This window comes from Pseudomonas idahonensis (assembly GCF_037903935.1).
GTDB classification, from domain to species: domain Bacteria; phylum Pseudomonadota; class Gammaproteobacteria; order Pseudomonadales; family Pseudomonadaceae; genus Aquipseudomonas; species Aquipseudomonas danubii.
In genome coordinates, this window is the sequence record NZ_CP149586.1 from 5,671,597 (window position 1) to 5,695,795 (window position 24,199).

Below are 24,199 nucleotides of genomic sequence, written 5' to 3' on the forward strand. Positions count from 1 at the left end.
CACGAGCACCCATGGAGTGCCGAGCTTTCGACAACCTCGCGACTTCTCTGCATAAATTTCCGCAGCCCGCGCCTGATGCCGCGTGGCGGACTCGCTCAAAAATCCGAAAAAAACAAATAACCAATTGTTTTTAAAAGATATTTTTCAAAGCAAGGCGCGTGGCACGATAGTTGTTATGCACAGGCAGATGCTCATCCATAACAACACAACAGGTGACCTTGCCATGCCTTCCGCCCGCCTTGCGCCTCCTCTGCCCTCCCCCCCGGCCCTGGACGAGCGCTCCTTGCGCAACCTTGCCCGCCTCGGCTGAGACGCCGTCGTAACGGCCCCATCCCCACCCTCACGCGCCATCGGCTTGATTGCTGACAGCCGAGCCATGGCCACGAACCAGAGAGAACTCCATGACTGCGACTCGACCTGCCTATCAACACCTGGAACTGCAACCCATCGCCGCAGACTGGCGAGCCGGCAGCAGCGGCCGGGAGCTACCCGTCTACGACCCGTTCACCGGGCAATGCCTGCTGCAGATCAGCCTGGCCAACCGCCAGGACCTGGATCAGGCCTATGCCAAGGCCCGCCAGACCCAAGGCCAATGGGCCGCCAGCAGCCCGGCGCAACGCAGCGAGGTATTGCTCAACGCCGCGCGGATCTTCGATGAACGCCGTGAAGAAATCATCGGTTGGCTGATCCGCGAATCCGGCAGCACGCGGATCAAGGCGCAAATCGAATGGGGCGCGGCCCGCGCCATCATTGTCGAGGCCGCCAGCCTGCCCAGCCGGGTGCACGGGCGGATCGTCGCCTCCAACACTCCCGGCAAGGAAAGCCGCGTCTACCGCAAGCCGCTGGGGGTGATCGGGGTGATCAGCCCGTGGAACTTCCCCCTGCACCTGAGCGCCCGCTCCCTGGCCCCGGCGCTGGCCCTAGGCAACGCGGTGGTGGTCAAGCCGGCCAGCGACACCCCGGTGACCGGCGGCCTGCTGCTGGCACGGATCTTCGAGGAAGCCGGCCTGCCCGCCGGGGTGCTCAGCGTGGTGGTCGGCACCGGGGCGGAAATCGGCGACGCCTTTGTCGAGCACCCGGTCCCGGCGTTCATTTCCTTTACCGGCTCGACCCAGGTCGGCCGCAACATCGGGCGCATCACCAGCGGCGGCGAGCACCTCAAGCACGTGGCCCTGGAGCTGGGGGGCAACAGCCCGTTCGTGGTCCTGGCCGATGCCGACCTGGAGCAAGCGGTGAACGCCGCGGTGGTGGGCAAGTTCCTGCATCAGGGGCAAATCTGCATGGCGATCAACCGCATCATCGTCGAGCAGCCGGTATTGCAGGCCTTTACCCAGCGCTTTGTCGAACGGGTCAAGGCCCTGCCCTACGGCGACCCGAGTCTGGCGGCCACGGTGGTCGGCCCGGTGATCAACAGCAAACAGCTGGCCGGCCTGCAGGACAAGATCCGCCTGGCCCTGGCCGAAGGCGCGACCTTGCTGGCGGGGGGCCCGGCTTCGGGCAATGTGCTGCCGCCCCACGTGTTCGGCGACGTGCACGCCGACATGGAAATCGCCCGCGAAGAAATCTTCGGCCCCCTGGTGGGCATCCAGAGCGCGCGCGATGCCGAGCACGCCCTGGAGCTGGCCAATGCCAGTGAATACGGGCTGTCCAGCGCGGTCTTCAGCGCCAACCCCGAGCGCGGCGTGCAGTTCGCCCAGCGCCTTCAAGCGGGGATGAGCCACGTCAACGACATGCCGGTCAACGATGAGCCCAACGCGCCCTTTGGCGGCGAGAAGAACTCCGGCCTGGGCCGTTTCAACGGCGACTGGGCAATCGACGAATTCACCACCGACCACTGGATCACCCTGCAACACACACCACGTCCCTATCCCTTCTGAGCTGGGCGCTTATCAACCGAGTCACCCCATAACAATACGGAGTACGCAATGTCCTCGCTCCTCAACAGCCCCGCTGTACAGCGGACCCTTGCCTTGTGCCTGGCCCTGCCCCTGATGGTGCTGGCCGGTCCGGCCGCCGCCGATGGCGACGGCGTCTGGAAAAACGGTGAAAACGTCTACGCCAAGGTCTGCGGCCACTGCCACGAAAAGCAGGTCGGCCCGCAGATCAAGGGGCGCCAACTGCCGCCGCCCTACATCACCGCGGTGGTGCGCAACGGCTTTCGCGCGATGCCGGCCTTCCCGGCATCGTTCATCGACGACAACGCCTTGCAGCAGGTCACCGAGTACATCTCCAACGCGCCGGCCCCGGTCGCCCAACCTTGAGGAGACGCCCATGAACATTGAACGTCGCTCACTGCTCAAGGGCATGGCCCTGGGCGGCCTGGCCAGCGTCGCGGTGACCGGCCCCGGCCTGGGCCTGGCCAACAGCGTGCTGGGCCCGTCCACCGGCCCACGGCTACCGACCCTGGCCCTGGTCAGCCCCGCCGTCGCCGACTCGGCTTTCGTCCAGGGGATCAACGCCAGCTCGGTAGCGCACCAGGTCAGCGTGCAGCGCTGGGAGGGCAACCTGGCGTCGCTCCAGGCGCTGCAGCAGCGCCTGGGCAGCGGCCGGCCACAACGCCTGATCGGCCTGCTGGACGACGCCAGCGCCGCCCTGGTGCTGGACCAGGCCCGTAGCGCCGGGGCCCGGGTGCAATGGCTCGGCCAGCACCACAGCGATGCCCGGAGCTCGCGCCACCAACTGCTGGGCACCGCCGCCGCCCATGGCTGCGCCTTGCAACTGGGCCTGCAACTGAACGCCTGTGGCGCCGGTTTCAGCCTCAGCGAACAACGCCTGCTGGCACAGCCGGCGTTCCAGGCCGGCGCTCGCGCCCGCGATCCGCGCAGCGCCGAACAATGGGCCGCCATCCTCGGCTACAGCCTGGCCGAACTGACCCGCGGCCGCCTCGGCCAGGCGCCTTTGGCCAGCCCACGGGCCACGCCGCTGAGCGGCCATTTCGTTTCGTTTTCGATCGAGGCTTGAAGGAGCTGATCCCATGACTGAGCAAACCCAGAAGCCACTGCTGCCCCGGGGCGTGAATGCGGCCCACTTCAATAAAGCCATCGCCCAGTTCCGAGCATTGCTGGGGGACGAGAACGTCCTGGTCAAGGACGACCAACTGGTGCCCTACAGCAAGATCATGATGGCGGTGGACACCGCCGAGCACATGCCTTCGGCCGCGGTCACCGCCACCAGCGTCGAGCAGGTGCAGGGGGTGGTGAAGATCTGCAACGAGCACAAGATCCCGGTCTGGACCATCTCCACCGGACGCAACTTCGGCTACGGTTCGGCCGCCCCCGGCCAGCGCGGCCAGGTGATTCTCGACCTGAAGAAAATGAACAAGATTCTCCACGTCGACCCGCAGCTGTGCACCGCACTGGTGGAGCCCGGGGTCACCTACCAGCAGCTCTACGACTACATCCAGGAACACAACCTGCCGCTGATGCTGTCCTTCTCGGCGCCCTCGGCCATCGCCGGCCCCCTGGGCAACACCATGGACCGCGGCGTCGGCTACACCCCCTACGGCGAACACTTCCTCATGCAGTGCGGCATGGAAGTGGTGCTGGCCAACGGCGACGTCTATCGCACCGGCATGGGCGGGGTCAAAGGCGACAACGCCTGGCAAGTGTTCAAGTGGGGCTACGGCCCGACCCTGGATGGCATGTTCACCCAGGCCAACTACGGCATCTGCACCAAGATGGGCTTCTGGCTGATGCCCAAGCCGCCGGTGTTCAAGCCGTTCGAGATCAAGTTCGAGAACGAGTCGGACATTGCCGAGATCGTCGAATTCATCCGCCCGCTGCGCATCGCCCAGGTGATTCCCAACTCGGTGGTGATCGCCGGCGTGCTGTGGGAAGCGGCCACCTGCAACACCCGCCGCTCCGACTACACCAGCGAGCCGGGGGCCACCTCCGAGGCCATCCTCAAGCAGATCCAGAAGGACAAGAACCTCGGTGCCTGGAACGTCTACGCCGCCCTGTACGGCACCCAGGAGCAAGTGGACGTCAACTGGAGGATCGTCAACCAGGCCCTCAAGGCCCTGGGCAAGGGACGCATCGTCACCCAGGAAGAAGCGGGCAACACACAACCGTTCCTGTACCGCTCGCAACTGATGTCCGGGGTGCCCAACCTGCAGGAGTTCGGTCTGTACAACTGGCGCGGCGGCGGTGGCTCGATGTGGTTCGCCCCGGTGAGCCAGGCCCGCGGCAGCGAGTGCAACAAGCAGCAGGCCCTGGCCAAGCAGGTCCTCAACAAGCACGGCCTGGACTATGTCGGCGAATTCATCGTCGGCTGGCGCGACATGCACCACGTGATCGACGTGCTGTACGACCGCAGCAACCCGGAGGAAACCCTGCGCGCCCACGCCTGCTTCGCCGAACTGCTGGATGTGTTCGAGCAGCACGGTTATGCCGTGTACCGGGTCAACACCGCCTTCCAGGAGCGGGTGGCGCAGAGCTACGGCCCGGTCAAGCGCAAGGTCGAGCACGCCATCAAGCGCGCCCTGGACCCGAACAACATCCTCGCCCCGGGCAAGTCCGGGATCGATCTGGCCAACCCCTTCTAAATCGCACACACGCCCCGTCGGCCTGGCGCCACGGGGCCCTTTGAAGCACAGGAAAGTCCATGAAGTACACCCCACTGCTCGCAGCTCACGCCCTGTTGCTGGCTGCCCCCCTGGCCCTGGCCGACGGCGATGCGGTCCTCGGCAAGACTCTGTTCAGCGCTCAATGCGGCTTCTGCCACAGCGTCGAGAACGGCAAGCACCTGATGGGCCCCAGCCTGCAAGGCGTGTTCGGCCGGGCCAGCGGCCAGGCCCAGGGCTTCAGCTACTCCAGTGCCCTGCAAGGCGCAGGCCTGCACTGGAACGACGCCACGCTGGAGCGCTGGTTGAGCAACCCGGCGACCCTGGTACCGGGCAACAAGATGATGTTTCCCGGCCAGGCCGACCCGCAGAGCCGGCAACACCTGATTGCCTACCTGAAAAGCCTGCACTGAGGCCGCAGACAGCGACGCCTCAACTAGCACTACGCTGAAACGAAAACGCCCGGAGCATGGCCCCGGGCGTTTTTTTACGCGTCGAACAACCGCGCGTCAGGCTTTGCGGGTGCGTGGCAGGAAGATCGCCAGCACTCCGAACAGCGGCAGGAACGAGCACAGGAAGTACACGTACTCGATGCCATGAATATCCGCCAGGTGCCCCAGCAGCGCCGCGCCGATCCCGCCGAAACCGAACATCAAACCGAAGAACACCCCAGCGATCATGCCGACGTTGCCCGGCACCAGTTCCTGGGCGTAGACCACGATGGCGGAGAACGCCGAGGCCAGGATGAAGCCGATCACCACGCTAAGGACGCTGGTCCAGAACAGGTCGACATGGGGCAGCAGCAGGGTGAACGGCGCCACCCCGAGGATCGAGAACCAGATCACCGCCTTGCGCCCGATCTTGTCGCCGATCGGCCCACCGAAGAAAGTCCCCGCCGCCACCGCACCGAGAAACAGGAACAGGTGCAGTTGCGAACTGGCCACCGACAGGTCGAATTTCTCGATCAGGTAGAAGGTGAAATAGCTGGTGAAGCTGGCCATGTAGAAATACTTGGAGAACACCAGCAGCCCGAGGACCACCAGGGCGCTGATCACCCGGTTCCTCGACAGGCCATGGGTCGCCGCCTGGCCCTGCTTGAGCTTGTGCAGGCGCAGATGGTTGGCGTACCAGCGGCTGATGGCGTAGAGCACCACCAGGGCAAACAGCGCGAACAGACCGAACCAGGCCACATTGCCCTGGCCGTAGGGAATGATGATGGCCGCGGCCAGCAAGGGGCCGAACGCGGTTCCGGCATTACCACCCACCTGGAAGCTCGACTGCGCCAGACCGTAGCGCCCGCCGGAAGCCAACCGGGCGACCCGCGAAGCTTCCGGGTGGAAGGTCGAGGAGCCAATGCCGATCAATGCAGCCGCCAGCAGGATCAAGGCAAAGCTGCCGACCTGGGACATCATCAAAATGCCGATCAGGGTGCAGATCATGCCCGCTGGCAACAGGAACGGCAGAGGCCGTCGATCGGTGTAAAAACCAACCCAGGGTTGCAGCAGGGAAGCGGTGAGCTGAAAGGTCAGGGTGATCAGGCCGACCTGGGTGAAGGTCAGGCCGTAGTTGTCCTTGAGCATCGGGTAGATCGCCGGCAGCACCGCCTGGATCAGGTCGTTGATCAAGTGGGCCAGGGCCACCGCACCAATGATGCGCAGGACCAGTGGACTGCTTTGCGAAGCGGGAGATGCCGTCGTTGCGACGGTCTGAGGGTTGCTGCTAGCCATAGGATTTTCCGTACAACGGGTGGGTGCACAGGGGCAGGTGCGCCAATGTGCCATTTTTTGCTGCGCACACGCCATCCCATTAGCTTGCTAACGACCCACTATCCGCGCCTCGGGGAAGTCCGCTTCAAGCTCGGCCTTGAGCCATTGGATGAACCACTCCACGTCCTGCGACCATTCAGTGGCCGGGGTCAGCACCCGGTAGCTTTCCAGCTTCACCTGATCCTCCAGCACCCGTACCAGGGTGCCGGCCTTGAGCTCCTCGCGCACCAGCACTTCATTGGCCAGGGCAATGCCGCCGCCGCTTTCGGCCACCGACAGGGCGTGGTCGTTGTTCACATAGATCAGGTCGGAGCTGAGCTGGATATCCAGGCCATTGGCGGCAAACCACAGGTTCCACCACTCACCGTCATCGAAATGGATCAACTCGTGGCGGGCCAGATCCGCCGGGCCCTTGATCGGCTCGATGCCGGCCAGGTAAGCCGGGGTGCAAATCGGAAACACCCGAGGGCAGATCAGGCTGACCCGGGACTCGGCATATTGCCCGTCCAGGCCATAGGCGATCCCCAGGTCGGCGCTCTTGGCGTCGACTTCGGTGAAGGTGGAGTTCGGCTCGATGGCGAACTTCAAACCCGGACGCACATGGCGCAGCGCCTCCAGGCGCGGGGTCAGCCAGCGCTTGGCAAAACCCGGCACCACCATGATCCGCAACCAGCGCTCGGCGGCCTTGGGCTGGGCTTCGCGACCGGCCTCGATGATCAGTTGCAGGGCGGCGGCGATCTTGCGGTGGTACTTCTCCCCCGCCGGGGTCAGGATCACCCCGCGCGAGGTGCGTTCGAACAACTGCACCCCGAGCCAATCCTCCAGCAACTTCACATGGCGGCCGATGGCCGGCTGGGTGACATGCAGCGACTTGGAGGCTTCGACATAGCTGCCCAGGCGGGCCGCGGCATCAAAAGCCCGCACCGCATTCAACGGTGGCAAACGCTGTTCGGCCATGGTTTTGCACGCTCTCTGCTATTAAATTATTTAACAGCTGGTATGTTAAAATTGATGTTTCGCCCCCGCAACCCCTCACTGATAATCAGCCCCAGCAGAACAATAAGAACCCGCGAAAAGCCCGTAAAAACAGGCTTTTCACGCATCCGAACACATCTCGATCCTGCCCAAGAAAAACAATATCCATGGCCTGCGCGACAGCCCATGGGGGAATCGGAGGTAAGGCATGAATGCCCTGCATGCGCTGCAAACACTGGCGGTGTCCATCCGCTCGGTGCGCAAGGTCTACGGCGATCCACACAGCGGCCCGGTGGCCCTGAAGCACATCGACCTGGACATCCGCGACAACGAATTCTTCACCCTCCTCGGCCCCTCTGGCTGCGGCAAGACCACCCTGTTGCGGATGATCGCCGGGTTCGAATTTCCGACCCAGGGCGAGATCCTCCTCTACGGCGAAAACATCGCCGAGCGGCCGCCCTTCGAGCGCCCGGTGAACACCGTGTTCCAGCACTACGCCCTGTTCCCCCACATGACCCTGGCCGAGAACCTGGCCTTCGGCCTGGAATCGCGGCCCATGGGCCAGGTGCTGAGCAAGGCGCAGATCGCCGAGCGGGTGCGCGAGATGCTGGCCCTGGTGCAGATGGAACGCTTCGCCGGGCGCAAGCCCAACCAACTCTCCGGCGGCCAGCAGCAACGCATCGCCCTGGCCCGGGCCCTGGCGCCCCACCCCAAGGTGCTGTTGCTGGACGAACCGCTGTCGGCCCTGGACCTCAAGCTGCGCCAGGCCATGCGCGAAGAACTCAAGGCGATCCAGGCCAAGACCGGCATCACCTTCATCTTCGTCACCCATGACCAGGAAGAAGCCCTGACCCTGTCCGACCGCATCGCCGTGCTCTCCGAAGGCGAAGTGCAGCAAGTGGGTCGCCCGGAAGAGATCTACGAGCAACCGCGTAATCGCTTCGTCGCCGACTTTATCGGTGAAACCAACTTCATCCAGGCCACCGTCAGCCGCGTCGAAGCCGGCCTGGCCTGGTTTAGCGGTCCCGCCGGAGAGGCACTGCCGGCGCAACCCTGCAACACGGTCAAAGTCGGCCAGCAGGTCACCCTGTCCGTGCGCCCGGAGCGCCTGCACCTGCGTAGCGACGCCGTGGAAGGCGCCCTGGCGTGCCGCATCGAGGCGCAGATCTACCTGGGCACCGACCTGCAATACCAGGTCAGCCTTGGCGACGGCATGCGCCTCACAGTGCGTGCGCCCAACAGCCTCGAACACCATCCGCGCCTGAGCGTGGGCAGCCACGCCGGGCTGGTGTTCGAACGCGGCAGCGCCAGCGTCCTGCTGGATTGACCACGAGGATTCGCCATGCACGCCTCATCGATTTCCCAGCACCTGGAACGGCGCAAGGCCTTGCGCAGCGTTCTCGGAGTCAGCCCGGCGCTGATTGCCATCGGCCTGTTCCTGATCGTGCCGATCCTCATCGTCATCGGTTACTCGCTGATGGAAGCCAACCCCTACGGCGGGGTGAACCAGGTCTTCAGCAGCGACGCCTACACCTCCCTGCTGTTCGAACGGCAACTGGATGACAGCCTGGCCTTCGCCGACTCCTACCTGCTGATCGCCCTGCGCTCCATCGGCATTGCCGGGCTGACCACCCTCATCACCCTGCTGATCGGTTTTCCGGTGGCGGTATGGCTGGCCATGCAACCGGTGCAGCGCCGGGGCTTGCTGATCTTCCTGATCACCGTGCCGTTCTGGGCCAACCTGCTGATCCGCACCTACGCCTGGATTCTGCTGCTGCGCAACACCGGGGTGATCAACAACAGCCTGATGGGCCTGGGGGTCATCCACGAACCGTTGCAGTTGCTGTACACCGACGGCGCGGTGCTGCTGGGGCTGGTCTACACCTACGCGCCCTTCGTGGTGCTGCCGATCTACGCCACCCTGGAAAAGATGGATATCCGCCTGTTGGAGGCGGCCCAAGACCTCTACGCCGGACGCTGGCGCACCTTGCGCAAAGTGGTGCTGCCGATCGCCAAGCCGGGGATTTTCGCCGGGGCGATCCTGACCTTCGTACCCTGCCTGGGGGCAATGATCGCCCCTGAACTGCTCGGCGGCGGCACCCGGATGATGCTCGGCAACCTGATTTTCCGGCAGTTCAGCGACGCCCGTAACTGGCCCTTCGGCGCGGCCCTGTCCCTGGTGCTGATGGCCGCGGTGATGCTGGTACTGACCGTCTACGCCTTGCGCGCCCAGCGCCAGCGAACCCTTCAGGAGGGTGCATGATGATCCGCCTGTTCAAACGCAACGGCCTCGGCGTCCAGGACTTTCCCGGCTTCGGCGGCTTCAGCTTCCTGTTCTACCTGTACCTCTACGCGCCAATCCTGGTGCTGGTGGTGTTCTCCTTCAACGCCAACCAGTCGGCCACGGTGTGGAGCGGCTTCAGCCTCGACTGGTACCGCGCGGCGTTCGCCAACCAGGCCCTGCGCCAGGCGGCGGGCAACAGCCTGCTGATCGCCGTGTGCGCCAGCATGGCGGCCACCGCCATTGCCACCCTGGCGGCCCTGGGCACCTCACGCGGGGCGAAGTTCAAGGGCCTGCAACTGTCCATGGGCGCCATCATGCTGCCCCTGGTGCTGCCGGAAATCGTCGTCGGCGTGGCCACCCTGGCGCTGTTCTCGACGCTGGGGCTGTCCCTGGGCTACGGCAACCTGATCATCGCCCACACGGTGTTCTGCATCCCCTTCGCCTACCTGCCGATCCGCGCCCGCCTCAACGACATGGACCTGTCCCTGGAGCATGCCGCGGCGGACCTGTACGCCGGCCCCTGGCGCACCTTTCGCAAGGTGACCCTGCCGCTGCTGATGCCGGGGATCGTCTCCGGGCTGATGCTGGCCTTCATCGTCTCCCTGGATAACTTCGTGATCTCGATGATGGTGTCCCAGGCCGGCACCACCACCCTGCCGATCTTCATCTTCGGCCTGTTGCGCATGGGCGTGACACCCGACGTCAACGCCGTGTCGACGCTGATCCTCGGCGTCTCGGTGCTGTTCGTCAGCCTCTCTTACCTGTTGAGCAAGAAACACCCTTGAACCGTCCACTGACCTTGGGGAAATGCCATGAGCAAGTTGATCGCAAGTCTGGGAACCTCGCTGCTGCTGAGCCTGCCACTGGCGGTACAGGCCGCCGAGAAACTCAACGTCGTGAGCTGGAGCGGCTATTTTTCGCCGGAAATTCTCGCCAAGTTCCAGAAGCAGACCGGCATCGAGGTCACGGTGGACTCCTACGATTCCAACGAAACCCTGCTGGCCAAGCTGAAACAGGGCGGCACCGGTTATGACGTGGCAATCCCGTCCCACCAGTTCATTCCGATCCTGATCCAGGAGCAGTTGCTGGAACGCTTCGATCCGGCCCAGCAGCCCTACTACGCCGGCGTGGTCGACAACCTGAAAAAGCCCACCTGGGACCCTGAAGGCGCCTACTCGGTGCCCTTCATCTGGGGCACCACCAGCGTGGTGCTCAACGGCGAACGCTACACAGGCCCGAGCGACAGTTACAAGGTGCTCTACGAACCGCCAGCGGAGCTGCAGGGGCGGATCAACATGTTCGACTCGGTGAGCGAAGTGATCGACATGGCCAGCCTGTACCTGAACATTCCGCTGTGCAGCGAAGACCCCAAGCAGATGCAGCAGATCCTTGGCCTGCTCAAGGCGCAGAAGCCCTTCGTCAAGACCTACAGCTCCAAGGCCGGGGCGATCCGCGAGAACCTGGCGGCCGGGGAAATCGACATGTCGATGTTCTGGGGCGGCTCGTCGATGCGTGCCCGGGAGATGAAGCCCGGCCTGAAATACCTCTATCCCAAAGAAGGCGTGCTGGCCTGGGTGGACAACATGGTCATCCCCAAGGGCAGCAAGCACCCGGCGAACGCCAAGGCCTTCATCGCCTTCCTCAGCCAGCCTGAGAACGCCGCCATGACCCAGAACTTCCTCAAGCACCAGAGCCCGATCAAGGGCGTCGAACCCTTCCTCGACTCCGGGTTGAAGGATGCCCCCGAGCTGCACATTCCCGAGGGCACCAAGGTGGTCTTCAGCCAGACCTGCGGCGAAGGCGCGATCCGCCTCGCCGACCGTCTGTGGACCAACCTGATGCGCTGAGCTGCGTTGACTTCTGCCGCCCCGGCCTGGATGCCGGGGCGTTTCTAAAGCCGTTTGAAAGGCCCCCTGCCATGAACGCCAATCCCCCCAGCGAACTGGTCCTGCTCCAGGCCCATGAACTCGCCGAGCGTATCCGCCTGCGTCAGGTTTCCTGCCGGGAAGTGATGCAGACCTACCTTGCCCACATCGAACGCTATAACCCCAAGGTCAATGCCCTGGTCAGCCTGCAACCGGCCGACAGCCTGCTGGCCCAGGCCGAGCAGCGCGACGCCGAACTGGCCCGTGGCGACTATCGCGGCTGGATGCACGGCCTGCCCCACGCGATCAAGGACCTGTCCCTGACCCAGGGCATCCGCACCACCCTGGGTTCGCCGCTGTACCGGGACTTCATCCCCGAGCGCGACGGCATCATGGTGGAACGGATCAAGGCTGCCGGGGCGATCATTATCGGCAAGAGCAACACCCCGGAATTCGGCCTCGGCTCGCAGACCTACAACCCGCTGTTCGGCGCCACCGGCTGTGCCTTTGACCCGAGCAAGACCGCTGGCGGCAGCAGTGGCGGCGCCGCCGCAGCCCTGGCCCTGCACCTGGTGCCGGTGGCCGACGGCAGCGACATGATGGGCTCGCTGCGCAACCCGGCGGCCTTCAACAACATCTTCGGCTTCCGCCCGTCCCAGGGCCGGGTGCCGTTCGACGACAGCAGCGACCTGTTCATCGACCAGCTCGGCTACGAAGGCCCCATGGCCCGCAGCGTGCGCGACGCGGCCCTGCTGCTGTCAGTACAGGCCGGCGGCGATGCACGGGCGCCGCTGTCCATCGCCGAATCCGGCCAGGGCTTCGCCGCGCCACTGGAGCGCGACTTCAAGGGCACGCGCCTGGGTTGGCTGGGGGACTTCAACGGTTACCTGCCGATGGAAAAGGGCCTGCTGCAACTCTGCGAAAAGGCCTTGGGCGATTTCCGCAGCCTGGGCTGCAGCGTCGAACCGGCCAGCCCGAACTTCGCCCCCGAGCGCCTGTGGAGCAGTTGGCGCACCCTACGCCACTGGATGGTCGCCGGGGCCCTGGGCAGCACCTATGCCGATCCACAGAAACGCACACAGCTCAAGGACGAGGCCATCTGGGAAGTGGAAAACGGCCTCAAGCTGTCCGCGAGCCAAGTCTTCGACGCCTCGGTGATCCGCAGCGACTGGTACCGCGCCATTTCAAAGCTGTTCGAGCGCTTCGACTACCTGCTGCTGCCCAGCGCCCAGGTCTTCCCCTTCGACAAGCACACCCCCTGGCCGCGCAGCATCGAAGGCGTGGCCATGGACACCTATCACCGCTGGATGGAGGTGGTGATTCCCGGCACCTTGTCCGGCTGTCCGGTGGCCAGTGTCCAGGCCGGCTTCAATGCCGAAGGCCTGCCCATGGGTTTGCAGATCATCGGCAAACACCAGGCCGACTTCGCCGTCCTGCAACTGGCCCACGCCTACGAACAGGCCAGCCGCTGGTTCCAGCGCTGCCCGTCGCCGCTGATTTCGGGGGGGAAGGGATAAACGGTTGATAGCGTAGATAATTTTTTTATAAAAACGCTTGACGCATTGTCGTTCTGCGCGAATAATGCGCGCCACTTGGCTACATAGCTCAGTTGGTTAGAGCATAGCATTCATAATGCTGGGGTCCGGGGTTCAAGTCCCTGTGTAGCCACCAAGTACCGATCCATAGATGTCTACAGCAGTCTATGAATCACCTCAAGAAGCCCGCCTAGTGCGGGCTTTCTTGTTTCTGGCTATCTCCCTCTGTCCACCCCAAACCTTCCCCGCCGTGTATGCCCACGTGTATGCTTCAGTATTAATTGAACTGGAGGCATACAAGGATGAAACGCTCCGATATCAAGCGCCGCCCACTCGCTGATACCACACTTTCCAGCCTGGAGCCTGAGGCTGCCACATACCGCGAGCTAGACGCTTCAGGACTGTACTTCAGGGTCAAACCAAACGGGCAAAAGTCCTGGGAATTACGCTACAAGAAGCCAGACGGAAAATGGTCCTGGCTAGGCCTTGGCGGCTACCCGGAAGTGAGCGGTTCACTTGCCCGGCAGAAAGCAGCCGAGCTAAGAGCAGATGCCTCAGAGGGCAAGAACCCGATCATCTCCAAAAGAGCGCGCAAGGTTGCTGACCTTGACGCAGCCAATGAGACCTTTGAAGCATTGGCCAGGGAATGGCACACGTCTCGCCTGAGCGGGTGGGATGCTGGTACTGCCAAAAGAATACTCGGCGCGCTTGAACGACATGTGTTCCCCTTACTTGGCAAACGCCCCTACACCTCAATCATGTCAATGGAGTGGATGGATCTGTTGAGAGGACTTGAGCGCCAGGGAATTCTGGAGCAGATGAGCCGTGTGAGAGCTTACTGCAAGGATATCTATGACCTCGCTCGCGTAACCGGCAGGGCCGTAAATAACCCATTGGAAGGCGTCCACAAGTTCCTATCATCGGGAAAAGCTGAAAACTATGCCCATGTCTCTCCTGAAGAGCTCCCTGCATTACTCAGAGCCATACGCTCATACCCTCACGCCAAAGATGTTCAGCTTGGCCTAAGACTGCTGACCCTGATGGCTGTACGCCCCAGCGAACTTAGAGAGGCACACTGGGCAGAATTCGACTTCGAGAAAAAGCTGTGGACCGTCCCAGTGGAACGTAAGGGACGCAAAAAAGGACGGGAACACCTAGTTCCCCTATGCACCCAAGCAGTGGAAGCCCTGGCAGAACTGCGCCAAATTACTGGAAGCTATCCACTTCTGTTCCCAGGCCGTAGTGACCGCACCAAACCTCGTAGCGATACTGTTTTCCTCATGGCATTACGTCGCCTTGGCTATGAAGGCCGCCAGACAGGTCACGGTTTCCGCCACATTGCCAGCACAATACTCAACGAACATGGCTTCCCTGCTGATCATGTTGAGGCCCAACTCAGTCATAAGCCACAAGGTGTTCGAGGAATCTACAACAAGGCTCAATACCTGGAGCAACGCTCTTCGATGATGCAGTGGTACGCCGACCATCTGGACACTCTGGAACAGGGGAACGTTATTCAAGGTCAGTTTGGTAAGGCCCTATGAAGGTGACTAGCCCACCCTCGCTAGAAAACAGTGTTACGCCTGTTACTCGTGTAACAAACAAATCCAACCTATTGATTTTATTGATATTTAATCGCGTTACACGCATTAACCTCCCCCTCGATACGCCATGTAACGGGGCCGCAACGTGTAACGAAAAAGTCTTCTTCAACCTGCTGCCGGTAGGTCTCTGGCCCGAAAGTTTAAGACACACTTCTCGCTGGATGCGCTTGCAGAAGGAAGGGCGCGGGAATGGCCCAAGCGTTCGTGACAGGGGCTCATACGCATGAAGATGGCAGGATCAGCACCTGCTCATCAGCAGCCAAAGCCATCATTTGGCCTGATCGAGCATCTATCCGCACAACCACTCTACCTGCTGTGTTGTGACGAGATCCTGCACGCATGCCAACTGATCGACCAATGCTGCATACGCATCCAGACGGACGATATCAACAGCGAGCTCAATACCTTGTGCGTCAAGGTGAGTCAGCTCGAAGAAGCCATTTCCCAGTACGCCATGACTGGTCCGTCCCAGCATCTGGCCGACTTGGTTCGTCAATACAGCGGATGCCACTTTGCAACAGACGATCAGGCACACGCGGCATACATAATGGCCTGCGCGGTGAAAGCGCTGGAAGTCATGAGTGACTGGATGCTTGAGACAGAGCAGAACGCTCTTCCCAAGGGAATGAAAGTGCCAGAGTGGCCGTGGGACTTCTATCGCGAGTTCGTAGAGCGCCAAGTCAACGAGACTGAACGCATTGAAGCTCTGGATATGTACGTAATTTATCTAGAGCCCATCACCACTTTGCCTGCGTTGAAAGGCGACGAATCGAGGCCTTTAGCCCTCCACGCAATCAGAGAGGCAACTCGGCGAAAAGGCGGTCTGCACAGCGGTCAAGACCGTAACAAGGAGATGAGCGCTCGTGATGCCGCCCTGGTTAAAAAAGCCCGGATTCTTCTGCACAATGGAATGCCACGTCGATCTGTCACTACCGCAGTACACCGCTGGTTTGAGCAGCAAGTCGCCAAACCCTCCAAGGAGCGCCCAAAGTGGGTTGCTCTTGAAACCGACAAAGCGCTGACACGCAAACGTGTGGAGGCCATCCTCAAAGAACACAAAGTGCTGTTAACCTGAAATTTCAAATGGAAGTGAACTCCTTTTGAAATTTCGGCACCTAGATCATTGCTCTCGTCAGTCCAAACCTATCGAGAGCAATACCTATGAAAACCCCTGCTACCGAAATTTCCCGCAAAGCACCCGCCAACGCCCCCTCATTGTTTGATGCCGCCTCGACCCTGATCCGCATGCGCGAAGTTGAGGGCATCGTAGGCATGAAGCGTTCGACCATCTACAAACTCATGCAGCGCTCCGACTGCGGTTTCCCGCAGCCGGTCAAGCTCAGCAACAGCAACGCTCGCGGCGCACCCGTTGCGTGGGTTCTCTCCGAAGTACAAGCCTGGGCACGAGCACGCATCGCAGCACGCGATCAGGTGGCCGCATGAAAAAGCGCATAGCTCACCGAGCCGTCCTGCAGCCCTTCTCCGTGCTTCGAAAAATCGGTTTTTCATCGCGATGCATGCAACGCCTGGAGCGCTACCGAACCGAGCAGGCCAGACGAAACCACGTAGTGGCCGTGATGAGTTGGGCTGACGGCACCTGGTGCGCGCTCGCGTTGCCCAGCATGCCCCCTCACGCCGTCATCGTCGATGAAGGCCAGCAGATCGATGCCTACGAAGACGCACGCTCCTGCATCGAGGGCGACTTCCTTCCTCTGCTTTCCCTGCGCCGGGAAGTTCATGCCTGAAATGAAAACGCCCCCGGGGGCGATCCGGAGGCGTTGAGGTAAATCTACATGCACGAACAATTTATGCCGCACCTGAACAATCTGCAAGCCATCACTGCAGTTGCACTTTCAAAAATCGGGAGCTACTCTCTGGCCGTCACTGCAAATTCAGTGACCGGACTTGGCCGTCCGAACAGACAGAGGCGCACAGGCGCCCACCATCCGATAGCAGGCGCTTTTTTTGTGCCCGCTACCTCGAGTTATGGCGGCTGTGCGCGGGACACCTTCGGGTGTGCCGGGATCCTTTGTCCCCGGTCGGCCAACCCGCGTACAGCTGCCACCCTAATTTGCTTGGCCGCAAATCGTGGCAGCTCCCCAGACAAAGGAGCTCCACCCATGCACGCCCTCAATCCGTCCAAAATTCGCGCCGCTGCCCATAGGGCAATGGCTCTCGCCGCTTTACACGCCAACTCCAGCCTCGCTACACGCCTTTCTCGCTACAACACCCACATGGCCAAGGCTCGTGCCCTGGAAAGCGCAGGGGGTGCCCAATGAGCACTCTGCGCAGCCTTGCCCTACCCGAAGACCTGCTGTGCGTCAGCAATGACGTTGAAGCCGGTATCCCTATCGACGCCATCACCTGCGCCATTGAGCGTGCAGACTCCGTGCTGATGCTGCTTGAAGATCACTTCGAAGGTGATCAGTCACGCCTCTCCAATCACATTATTGCCTCGGTTATCTGGGACGTTCGCGGAACCCTGGGCCTGATCAAAACACTCACCCTGCACGGTGATGCCTCCTCTGTTCCCCTGGACCAGAAAGGCGGTGCGCTATGAGCACTCAAACCACCCTGGGCCGGGCTTCATTTTTTGACAGCACCAACGGCCAATGCCTCTTTCGAGTCAATGCGGGGGTGTCGATCGAGGATGCACTCGAAACGGTTTCGCTCCTCCAGTTCTACGCCAACCAACTGACCCTAGACGCAGCCATGACTGAAAAAAGTGAGCGTTATAGCTGGTGTGCGCTCTATCTCGGCGAGATGGCCAAGGCGCTCCTCGACGACGTGAACGACTCACTCTTCGTGTCGAGGGCCAAGCCATGACCCAACGCACCAGCAACGCCCCAAAACGGCCCAGCTTTGCCGACGTGAAAAGCGCCGCTCTCAAGGACATTGACCGCGTGCTGGCCCACTGGTTGCCCAACGGCAAACGCGTAGACGGAGGCAAGGAATACACCGCACCGAACCCCACACGCACCGACAAGCGCGCAGGCTCACTCAAGGTCAACCTTAGCAAAGGCACCTGGGCAGACTTTGCCACCGGCGACAAGGGCGGCGACCTGATTGACCTGGTGCGCTACCTCGACGGTGGCACAGATGTGGAAGCCTGCAACAAGCTCGCGGAGCTGCTGAGCGTCTCTGCTGGAAAAGCTCAGGCCAAATCCACACCGGCCAAAAGCAAGTCGCCCGAGTGGATCGCCATCCTGCCGATCCCAGCAGAGGCCATGAGCAAGTGCCCGGCCAAACACCGACAACACGGCGCACCGTCCAAGGTGTGGATCTACCGCGATGCTCAAGGTCAGCCGGTAATGGCGTTGTATCGCTTCGACCTGGGCCCGGACGAAGACGGTAAGCCGAGAAAGGTCTTTGCCCCGCTGACCTGGTGCAAACGCTCCGATGGCCAAACAACTCAATGGCGCTGGCAAGGCCTGCCTGAACCACGCCCCTTGCTGCGCCTGGATGAATTGGCCCAGCGTATCGACGCCCCGGTGGTGCTGTGTGAAGGCGAGAAGGCCGCAGACGCCGCCGCTGAGTTGATGCCTGAGCACGTGGCCACCTGCTGGCCGAACGGTTCGAACTCCTGGCACAAGGCCGACCTGTTGCCGCTCAAAGGGCGGTCGGTGCTGCTCTGGCCGGACAACGATGCCAGCGGTAAAGCGTGCATGGACGCCATCGAGCCGAAGCTGCTTGAACTGGGCGCGGAGTCAGTACAGCGAGTGTCACTTGAGGTGTTCAAGCGCAAGCCCACCACCAAGGACGGCAATCCCTCATTCGCTAAAGGCGGCAAGTGGCTAGAAGGCGACGACGCTGCCGACGCACTGACCAAGGGCTGGACCGCTGGCCACGTTGCCGAGCTAGTGCGCAGCGGTGAGTTTTTCGTGAACACGGCGGACGAAAAAACAGAGGAGCCCATCAAGACAAAGACAGCGACCAAGCGCCCGGCGAAATCGAAAAATGACCTGATGCCCAGTGGCTTCCGCCTGACGCCCGAAGGGGTGTTTTATGCCGGTGATGATGGTGAGGCACGCCCGGTGTGCTCACCCCTGGAAATCATCGCCCGCACCCGTGACGAGAAGGGCCATAACTGGGGCCTGCTGGTCGAGTTCGACGATCCAGACGGCGCCAAGAAACGCTGGAACATTCCGGCCAGGACCATGACCGGCGACTTCGGTAAAGACGTTCTAGGCCCCTTGGTGGACATGGGCTTACGTCTCGCCGGAAGCCGCTCGGGACGTAACGCACGCAACGACTTGCAGAGCTACCTTGGTGGCTTTGACAGCGCACAACGCGCGCGACTGGTGACGCGTTTGGGATGGCACGGCAACGCCTATCTATTGCCAGAACAACAACTCGGCTCACATGAGGAGCACCTGCACTTCTACGACGCTGGCGCCCAACTCCCACCCATCAGCGAAGCGGGCACTTTGGAGCAATGGCAACAGCAGATTGGCGCGCTGTGCATTGGCAATCACCGCTTGGCATTTGTCGTGAGCGTGGCCTTTGCCGGCCCGCTGCTGAACCTACTGGGTCACGAGTCAGGCGGCTTTCACTTCTACGGTGATAGCTCAGGGGGTAAGACCACTCACTTGCGCGTAGCGGCATCAGTCTACGGCGGGCCGCGTCTGGTGCGTTCGTGGCGCTCCACAGACAACGCCCTAGAGTCTATCGCTGCGGCTCATTCCGACGGCCTCCTGGTGCTGGACGAAATCGGCATGTGCGACCCACGCATCATTGGCGAGACGGTGTACATGCTCGGCAACGGCACCGGCAAGGCCCGCGCCAATGATCGAGGACAATCGGGCCGACAGGTTCAAGAATGGCGTTTGCTGTTTCTATCGACCGGCGAGAAGACCTTGGCCCAACACATGGCAGAGGCTAACAAGGAACTGAAAGCGGGCATGGAGGTGCGCATGCTCGCAGTCCCCGCAGACGCCAGTAAGGGGCTCGGCATGTTCGACGTGCTGAACGGCCAGGAAGACGCAGCCGCCCTCTCCGACGCGCTTACAGCGAGGGTAGCCAAGTACTACGGCACACCCCTCACCGCCTTTCTGGAGGCGCTTTGCGTACCAGGAGAAATGCTCAGGTGGTCAGTGATCGTTCGCCGCACGCTGGAGCAATTCATTACCCAAAACCTGCCGACCTCATCCAGCGGTCAGGCCCAACGCGCAGCCCTGCGATTCGGGCTCGCGGCAGCAGCAGGCGAGTTGGCCACAGCCTTTGGTGTCACCGGATGGCCGGATGGCACCGCCACCACCGCGGCCCGAGTCTGCTTGCACGCATGGCTAGCCGAGCGTGGTGGCGCCGGAAACTTCGAGAGCGACGCGATATTGGCTCGACTGAGACAGGTGATCGAGCGCTTCGGGGAAAGCCGCTTCACCCGCTGGGAGTCAGCCGCAGCAAAGATCGATGAGCACGGCCCCCGCACCATCGACCGCCTGGGCTTTCGCAAGACGCTTGAGCACGGCATGGGCGACACCATGCACACCACCAACACCTATTACGTACTGCCCGAGGCGTGGCGCTCCGAGATCTTCAGGGGCATGAACATCAGTGCTGTGAACAAGGAATTGTTGAGACGCGGTGTATTGGAGCCGGCCAGCGACGGGAAGGCGTCGAGTTTGGTCCGTCTACCAGGGCTTGGCCCGCAGCGCTGCTACATCGTGAAGACGATTCCAGGCGCGGATGAGAGCGAGGCTCGGGCTGCCTGAGGGCATCTCTGCTGATTGAGGTAGCGCCGGCTGATTCCCGGCCTCGCCAGCCGCTCATTCAACTCCAATCAGATTTTAAGGAACAACAACGATGAACGATTTCCGAGCAAACAATGAACAACGCGAACTTCTATCCACTGAACTGGAAAGCCGTGAAGTCACAGGACTTACAGGGCCTGACTCGAACAACAATGAAGCGACAGCCTATTACGAAAAGAAACAGCTTCTGCTGGACGAGATCGAAAAACTGAACGTACGTCGCGACAAGCTCCTAGGGGAAGCTGAACAGCTGTCTGCCGAGATAGCTCCTCTGGAGGCGCTGCTGGAGGGCGACGAAGTGATGGATGCTGATCAGGCATATGAAATCCGGAAACAGTACAACGAACTAAAAATCCCTTACGACTCTCTCAACCTCCAAGCCAGCATCATTACCAATCAAATCACTCGACGGGAGAGTCTCGCCAACTATAAAACCTTAATGGCGAGCTACACCGAGTCGATGTCGAACTGGAAAGCCGACGAGCAAGAGCTCAAGGAAAAGCGGAACAGTCTTAGTACTCGACTGGAACAGGTCCAGCAGCAAGCAACCGAGGACATGGCAAAAGCCCGACAGGCCGAAACCGATGCAGCAACCGCTTATGCTCAGGCCGTGGCATGGGGGGACACCGAAGGCGAAAAAAACGCCAATGCGGACGCGCAAAAGGCAGCGAAAAACCTCACGACTACAACTGAGCAAAATCGTCGGCAACATCTGATCATTAGCGCACTCGAACAGGAACTGATCATCATCGACCAACACATCGCTGAGGCTCAAAGAGAACACAAGTCCATTGAGAAAGAAGCCTTGTACTTGGCACGGATAGTTTTAGAGGAACAGTGGAACGAGAAAGCTCAAGAGTTGCTGGATATGGGAGGAAAGCTCTGGCTTGCCATTGATTTGGTAGATGGTGATCAAACTAGCCTCAGAAAGTTGGTTCTTCCTGAAGAAGGTGAAAAACTCAGAGACTGGACTGGTAGTGACTTGTGCGAGCTCTCTCGCAAATACACTCGGCAAGATGTCCTTTCGCTGTAACGCACCGAGCCACCTGAAACAGCCTACGCAGGTAGGCTGTTTAGAACACCAACTGGGTTAATCGCAGCGTAAAAACGAATATTACGCGATTAAAAGCCCCCTTTGAGGCTTTTTCAGCACCGGTATTACTTCGACCAACAAACCGACCATTTTAGACTACCCCCTCAAAGCGCTATTTACTGAATTAATTATCTTGCGCCACAATCACACTTAGTACTTCCCCAACCGAACATCTGAAATTATACGCGCAACCATTTTATCGCCACTGCCGTTTAGTCGACCTAGGTCACTCTCTATTAGAGAAAGGTATTTATCCCCTTTATATGAAGAAATTACATGCTCGAAAAATTTTGTTATATCACTGCATCGGCATGCTATCAAAGCCAGATCGCCAGGCCTCCAAGAAGAAGACATAAAAGCACTAACCAACTCTCGGCGAGCGGTTTTGCAGCGATCCCAATCTAAAAATGGAACAAACTTCAAAAAATCTGGTACATCACTCGAGCTCGCCAATTCTTTATAAAGAGGAGGAAACAGTGTCACTATTATTGGTGATACAGGAAAGCGTCGGGACCGAAGTAGCGATGGCATCAACATTCCTGCTGCAGTCAGTAATGTTTTTCGCGACTTTATTCCTGCATCGCTCATGATTTTTGCACATGCGTCAGCTGCCATCTCATTAAGATCAATTACATGACGTGAATGAAGAGCACGGGCAATTTCATCTACAGCTCCAACTAAACGCTCTCTAGCTGGCAAGGGAGCCATATCGAAAACAATAAGATTTCGACTGGCGATATCTGAGTCAACCCCTTTTCCCAGCCCAGCGTTAGCAATCCATCTGCCATTGAGCTTCGCGCCAATAATTTTGAGCAGTATCAACAGAAACTCTGCTTCCTCGCCATCGAAGTGGCTGCGCAAGAACCGCCCTATTGTTCGCTCGGCGATATCAAATTTCTGTGACTCACTAACTTTTGAAATCAGAGAGCCAACGACGTGGATCTGGACATTGATTGGCAGGCTATCCTGCATAGCGATCCGTACCGACATCTCAACCGAGTCTTTTGGTAGGCGCTTGAAAATGCTCTCACTAATTTCGTTATCAGAAATAAGCTCCGCTAACTGCTCTTCGCTGGCCTGCTCGAGCACTCCCACAAGCAGCTTTGAAATTGTGGTTTTTGTCAGGCGTTTTTCGTTCAATAACCAATATAAATCAGCCTTAGTAGGCTCGATTGACTGGGCGATCAACGAGTCACGTTGTACAGAGACATCAGACAAAATCAACACATCACGTACGGCTGATAAGCCTCCTATCTTACGTGCTCGCTCTATAAGCATTGAGCTCAGGCGATTAGCTTTAAATCCATTTGCCTCTCCTAGCCAGCTCAATTCTGCAGCCAACTCCAAGGCCCCCATCCCATTAACTATCGGTTTAGCAACAGGCAGTTGCCGATCATCAATGAGAAATGGAAGTACCACCTTTCCTACTCTATGTGCCTGCTCTTGGTCGATGCTGCATAAGATCCGCCCCAACCGCTCAATGAGCGCATCATCATCGACAACCCGACGGCTGAGAACACCATTTTGAATCACAAGACTCGTGAGAATGTCCTCTGGCGCATCAAGCAGCGCCCGCTCGACGACCGGATCAGCCCCTTTTGCGAGCCCAGCTGCAATATTTGGAATTAAGGCACCAATAGCGCCCTTGGAATCCGACTGACATAAAAAGCTGATCGCGCCAAAAGGTGAGCGCTCTGCGAGCTGCTCTACGAGGTGCCCTGCTGCTGCCTTGCCTACCGGCATACTCTGGCCCCACATCTTTCTCGTGAGTGCGCCTACGAAGTCCCAGACGTCTCTGACAGATAGAGTGCTAGCCGCCCGACTAACAGCATCGGCCAGCAGAGGCTCCAAGGATTTTACGGCTTCGGCGTTGCTAACCATGCCTGAATTAGCGATATCCAACAGCCCTAAAGCTGCAGTAGGCACCTGCTGCAGCTTGCCCAACAATTCGTCCCACAACAATGCGATACGTAGAGCAGCGGCACTGTTTACATCACGCCCTCCTAGCAGATTGATTTCTCGCTCTGATAGTAGCCTGGGCAGAGGATCTTCAAAGACGCGCTGCATGATTGCCCCAGTCCATCTGTGCCTATTGTTTTGCAACGACCTACCATCCACACGCCGACCTGGCCAATCACTGAATTTCGCTTTGGCACTCATAGGAGCGAAGACAAGGTCGAGGTCGCGTCCATCGATCTTTCTTGGTGACAATGCAAACGTCGAAATTGCAAAGTGCCGCCGTATATCTGGCCATAACGCGGTAAGTAAACGTAAGGCGATAAGCTCGGGTTCGGGGGCGTCAAACACTACTACTGGCTTCGCATCTTCAAGGAACAGTGCTTCCAGCAACTCGCTGGCACTGAAAGATGGAGTGGGGGGCAACCTCTCGTCAGTGTACTCATTCAGATGGGCTCGAACCGCATGCTGGTCGCTCGGAAGTTCAGATAGTTTGAGCAGGTTAAGCAGAGGTAAAAGTGGCGCCTTAGTAGCCCACACGTGCGCATCAATCAAGACGCTCATCGTTCGAACACACCCCGCCCGGGCAACAGTGTGATCCTGCCATGTCCTGGCTATGACGTAATAGCTGCCGCTCGGCAATGGATAGGCCGATAGATACGGCGCAAACTGTTCCTTCGGGCGTAGCGGCCCAGCTACATCCGAGAGGCGGTCAACAACTGCCTGATCATCTTTTGACAGTATGGTCGAAGAAGCAAATAGTTGGTGCCCCTTGCGATAGCCGTGGATTTGAATTTCAACAGTAATCAC

The 24,199-nt window shown here is 60.1% G+C and carries 22 protein-coding genes and 1 tRNA gene; 20 read left to right on the forward strand and 3 right to left on the reverse strand.

Going from position 1 to position 24,199, the window contains the following annotated elements; translation table 11 throughout:
* Positions 1-82 precede the first annotated feature (82 nt).
* From WIN67_RS25610 to WIN67_RS25635, 6 genes are all read left to right on the forward strand, one after another.
* On the forward strand, positions 83-310 hold the full coding sequence (locus WIN67_RS25610; protein WP_273923111.1) for a hypothetical protein: 228 nt from the start codon (positions 83-85) through the stop codon (positions 308-310).
* Between the two features lie 91 nt (positions 311-401).
* Positions 402-1,877 carry an aldehyde dehydrogenase family protein gene (locus tag WIN67_RS25615; RefSeq protein WP_339070196.1) on the forward strand — a complete coding sequence of 492 codons (1,476 nt, stop codon included), beginning with the start codon at positions 402-404 and terminating at the stop codon, positions 1,875-1,877.
* A gap of 48 nt (positions 1,878-1,925) precedes the next feature.
* Positions 1,926-2,261, forward strand: a complete 336-nt coding sequence (locus WIN67_RS25620; protein ID WP_339070197.1) for a cytochrome c — start codon at positions 1,926-1,928, stop codon at positions 2,259-2,261.
* A 10-nt stretch (positions 2,262-2,271) separates the two neighbouring features.
* Positions 2,272-2,961 carry a hypothetical protein gene (locus WIN67_RS25625; RefSeq protein WP_339070198.1) on the forward strand — a complete coding sequence of 230 codons (690 nt, stop codon included), beginning with the start codon at positions 2,272-2,274 and terminating at the stop codon, positions 2,959-2,961.
* A gap of 13 nt (positions 2,962-2,974) precedes the next feature.
* Positions 2,975-4,543: an FAD-binding oxidoreductase gene (locus WIN67_RS25630; protein ID WP_339070199.1), complete on the forward strand. Its 1,569-nt coding sequence runs from the start codon at positions 2,975-2,977 to the stop codon at positions 4,541-4,543.
* A 59-nt stretch (positions 4,544-4,602) separates the two neighbouring features.
* Complete coding sequence (locus WIN67_RS25635) at positions 4,603-4,974, forward strand: c-type cytochrome (protein WP_102880925.1); 372 nt, start codon at positions 4,603-4,605, stop codon at positions 4,972-4,974.
* A gap of 96 nt (positions 4,975-5,070) precedes the next feature.
* Here the strand turns inward: WIN67_RS25635 and WIN67_RS25640 are convergent, their stop codons facing one another.
* Complete coding sequence (locus tag WIN67_RS25640) at positions 5,071-6,288, reverse strand: MFS transporter (RefSeq protein WP_102860240.1); 1,218 nt, start codon at positions 6,286-6,288, stop codon at positions 5,071-5,073.
* Between the two features lie 87 nt (positions 6,289-6,375).
* The gene (locus WIN67_RS25645) at positions 6,376-7,284 is read right to left on the reverse strand and encodes a LysR substrate-binding domain-containing protein (RefSeq protein ID WP_102880927.1); all 909 of its coding nucleotides are present in this window, start codon (positions 7,282-7,284) and stop codon (positions 6,376-6,378) included.
* A 226-nt stretch (positions 7,285-7,510) separates the two neighbouring features.
* On the opposite strand from WIN67_RS25645, the gene WIN67_RS25650 reads away from it, so the two are divergent.
* The 14 genes from WIN67_RS25650 to WIN67_RS25715 all read left to right on the forward strand — a co-directional run bounded on the left by WIN67_RS25650 (position 7,511) and on the right by WIN67_RS25715 (position 21,373).
* Complete coding sequence (locus WIN67_RS25650; protein ID WP_110596323.1) at positions 7,511-8,629, forward strand: ABC transporter ATP-binding protein; 1,119 nt, start codon at positions 7,511-7,513, stop codon at positions 8,627-8,629.
* Positions 8,630-8,644: 15 nt separating this feature from the next.
* Positions 8,645-9,565, forward strand: a complete 921-nt coding sequence (locus WIN67_RS25655; RefSeq protein ID WP_102880929.1) for an ABC transporter permease — start codon at positions 8,645-8,647, stop codon at positions 9,563-9,565.
* Complete coding sequence (locus WIN67_RS25660) at positions 9,562-10,371, forward strand: ABC transporter permease (RefSeq protein ID WP_110596322.1); 810 nt, start codon at positions 9,562-9,564, stop codon at positions 10,369-10,371. The genes WIN67_RS25655 and WIN67_RS25660 overlap by 4 nt, the downstream gene beginning before the upstream one ends.
* A gap of 27 nt (positions 10,372-10,398) precedes the next feature.
* A complete protein-coding gene (locus tag WIN67_RS25665) occupies positions 10,399-11,433 on the forward strand; it encodes an extracellular solute-binding protein (protein WP_213665942.1) in 1,035 nt (344 codons plus the stop codon).
* 71 nt (positions 11,434-11,504) lie between these two features.
* A complete protein-coding gene (locus WIN67_RS25670; RefSeq protein WP_339070200.1) occupies positions 11,505-12,968 on the forward strand; it encodes an amidase in 1,464 nt (487 codons plus the stop codon).
* Between the two features lie 77 nt (positions 12,969-13,045).
* Positions 13,046-13,122 (forward strand) — tRNA-Met (locus WIN67_RS25675).
* 166 nt (positions 13,123-13,288) lie between these two features.
* The gene (locus tag WIN67_RS25680) at positions 13,289-14,530 is read left to right on the forward strand and encodes a tyrosine-type recombinase/integrase (RefSeq protein WP_339070201.1); all 1,242 of its coding nucleotides are present in this window, start codon (positions 13,289-13,291) and stop codon (positions 14,528-14,530) included.
* A 283-nt stretch (positions 14,531-14,813) separates the two neighbouring features.
* The gene (locus WIN67_RS25685) at positions 14,814-15,665 is read left to right on the forward strand and encodes a hypothetical protein (protein WP_339070202.1); all 852 of its coding nucleotides are present in this window, start codon (positions 14,814-14,816) and stop codon (positions 15,663-15,665) included.
* Between the two features lie 86 nt (positions 15,666-15,751).
* Complete coding sequence (locus tag WIN67_RS25690; RefSeq protein WP_339070203.1) at positions 15,752-16,033, forward strand: AlpA family phage regulatory protein; 282 nt, start codon at positions 15,752-15,754, stop codon at positions 16,031-16,033.
* Positions 16,030-16,335 carry a hypothetical protein gene (locus tag WIN67_RS25695; protein ID WP_041774464.1) on the forward strand — a complete coding sequence of 102 codons (306 nt, stop codon included), beginning with the start codon at positions 16,030-16,032 and terminating at the stop codon, positions 16,333-16,335. The genes WIN67_RS25690 and WIN67_RS25695 overlap by 4 nt, the downstream gene beginning before the upstream one ends.
* A gap of 530 nt (positions 16,336-16,865) precedes the next feature.
* Positions 16,866-17,150 carry a hypothetical protein gene (locus tag WIN67_RS25700; RefSeq protein WP_339070204.1) on the forward strand — a complete coding sequence of 95 codons (285 nt, stop codon included), beginning with the start codon at positions 16,866-16,868 and terminating at the stop codon, positions 17,148-17,150.
* Positions 17,147-17,416 (forward strand): DUF3077 domain-containing protein, encoded by a 270-nt coding sequence (locus tag WIN67_RS25705; protein ID WP_339070205.1) that lies wholly within the window; start codon positions 17,147-17,149, stop codon positions 17,414-17,416. Before WIN67_RS25700 ends, WIN67_RS25705 begins: the two co-directional genes overlap by 4 nt.
* The gene (locus WIN67_RS25710; RefSeq protein ID WP_339070206.1) at positions 17,413-20,301 is read left to right on the forward strand and encodes a DUF927 domain-containing protein; all 2,889 of its coding nucleotides are present in this window, start codon (positions 17,413-17,415) and stop codon (positions 20,299-20,301) included. The genes WIN67_RS25705 and WIN67_RS25710 overlap by 4 nt, the downstream gene beginning before the upstream one ends.
* 91 nt (positions 20,302-20,392) lie before the next feature.
* The gene (locus WIN67_RS25715; protein ID WP_339070207.1) at positions 20,393-21,373 is read left to right on the forward strand and encodes a chromosome segregation protein SMC; all 981 of its coding nucleotides are present in this window, start codon (positions 20,393-20,395) and stop codon (positions 21,371-21,373) included.
* A 210-nt stretch (positions 21,374-21,583) separates the two neighbouring features.
* Here the strand turns inward: WIN67_RS25715 and WIN67_RS25720 are convergent, their stop codons facing one another.
* Positions 21,584-24,199 carry a hypothetical protein gene (locus WIN67_RS25720; RefSeq protein WP_339070208.1) on the reverse strand — a complete coding sequence of 872 codons (2,616 nt, stop codon included), beginning with the start codon at positions 24,197-24,199 and terminating at the stop codon, positions 21,584-21,586.

Bases quoted from the DNA above. Each gene is read 5' to 3' on its own strand.
- WIN67_RS25615 (WP_339070196.1), top strand. From the start codon at position 402: ATGACTGCGACTCGACCTGCCTATCAACACCTGGAACTGCAACCCATC.
- WIN67_RS25620 (WP_339070197.1), top strand. From the start codon at position 1,926: ATGTCCTCGCTCCTCAACAGCCCCGCTGTACAGCGGACCCTTGCCTTG.
- WIN67_RS25625 (WP_339070198.1), top strand. From the start codon at position 2,272: ATGAACATTGAACGTCGCTCACTGCTCAAGGGCATGGCCCTGGGCGGC.
- WIN67_RS25630 (WP_339070199.1), top strand. From the start codon at position 2,975: ATGACTGAGCAAACCCAGAAGCCACTGCTGCCCCGGGGCGTGAATGCG.
- WIN67_RS25635 (WP_102880925.1), top strand. From the start codon at position 4,603: ATGAAGTACACCCCACTGCTCGCAGCTCACGCCCTGTTGCTGGCTGCC.
- WIN67_RS25640 (WP_102860240.1), bottom strand. From the start codon at position 6,288: ATGGCTAGCAGCAACCCTCAGACCGTCGCAACGACGGCATCTCCCGCT.
- WIN67_RS25645 (WP_102880927.1), bottom strand. From the start codon at position 7,284: ATGGCCGAACAGCGTTTGCCACCGTTGAATGCGGTGCGGGCTTTTGAT.
- WIN67_RS25650 (WP_110596323.1), top strand. From the start codon at position 7,511: ATGAATGCCCTGCATGCGCTGCAAACACTGGCGGTGTCCATCCGCTCG.
- WIN67_RS25655 (WP_102880929.1), top strand. From the start codon at position 8,645: ATGCACGCCTCATCGATTTCCCAGCACCTGGAACGGCGCAAGGCCTTG.
- WIN67_RS25660 (WP_110596322.1), top strand. From the start codon at position 9,562: ATGATGATCCGCCTGTTCAAACGCAACGGCCTCGGCGTCCAGGACTTT.
- WIN67_RS25665 (WP_213665942.1), top strand. From the start codon at position 10,399: ATGAGCAAGTTGATCGCAAGTCTGGGAACCTCGCTGCTGCTGAGCCTG.
- WIN67_RS25670 (WP_339070200.1), top strand. From the start codon at position 11,505: ATGAACGCCAATCCCCCCAGCGAACTGGTCCTGCTCCAGGCCCATGAA.
- WIN67_RS25680 (WP_339070201.1), top strand. From the start codon at position 13,289: ATGAAACGCTCCGATATCAAGCGCCGCCCACTCGCTGATACCACACTT.
- WIN67_RS25685 (WP_339070202.1), top strand. From the start codon at position 14,814: ATGAAGATGGCAGGATCAGCACCTGCTCATCAGCAGCCAAAGCCATCA.
- WIN67_RS25690 (WP_339070203.1), top strand. From the start codon at position 15,752: ATGAAAACCCCTGCTACCGAAATTTCCCGCAAAGCACCCGCCAACGCC.
- WIN67_RS25695 (WP_041774464.1), top strand. From the start codon at position 16,030: ATGAAAAAGCGCATAGCTCACCGAGCCGTCCTGCAGCCCTTCTCCGTG.
- WIN67_RS25700 (WP_339070204.1), top strand. From the start codon at position 16,866: ATGAGCACTCTGCGCAGCCTTGCCCTACCCGAAGACCTGCTGTGCGTC.
- WIN67_RS25705 (WP_339070205.1), top strand. From the start codon at position 17,147: ATGAGCACTCAAACCACCCTGGGCCGGGCTTCATTTTTTGACAGCACC.
- WIN67_RS25710 (WP_339070206.1), top strand. From the start codon at position 17,413: ATGACCCAACGCACCAGCAACGCCCCAAAACGGCCCAGCTTTGCCGAC.
- WIN67_RS25715 (WP_339070207.1), top strand. From the start codon at position 20,393: ATGAACGATTTCCGAGCAAACAATGAACAACGCGAACTTCTATCCACT.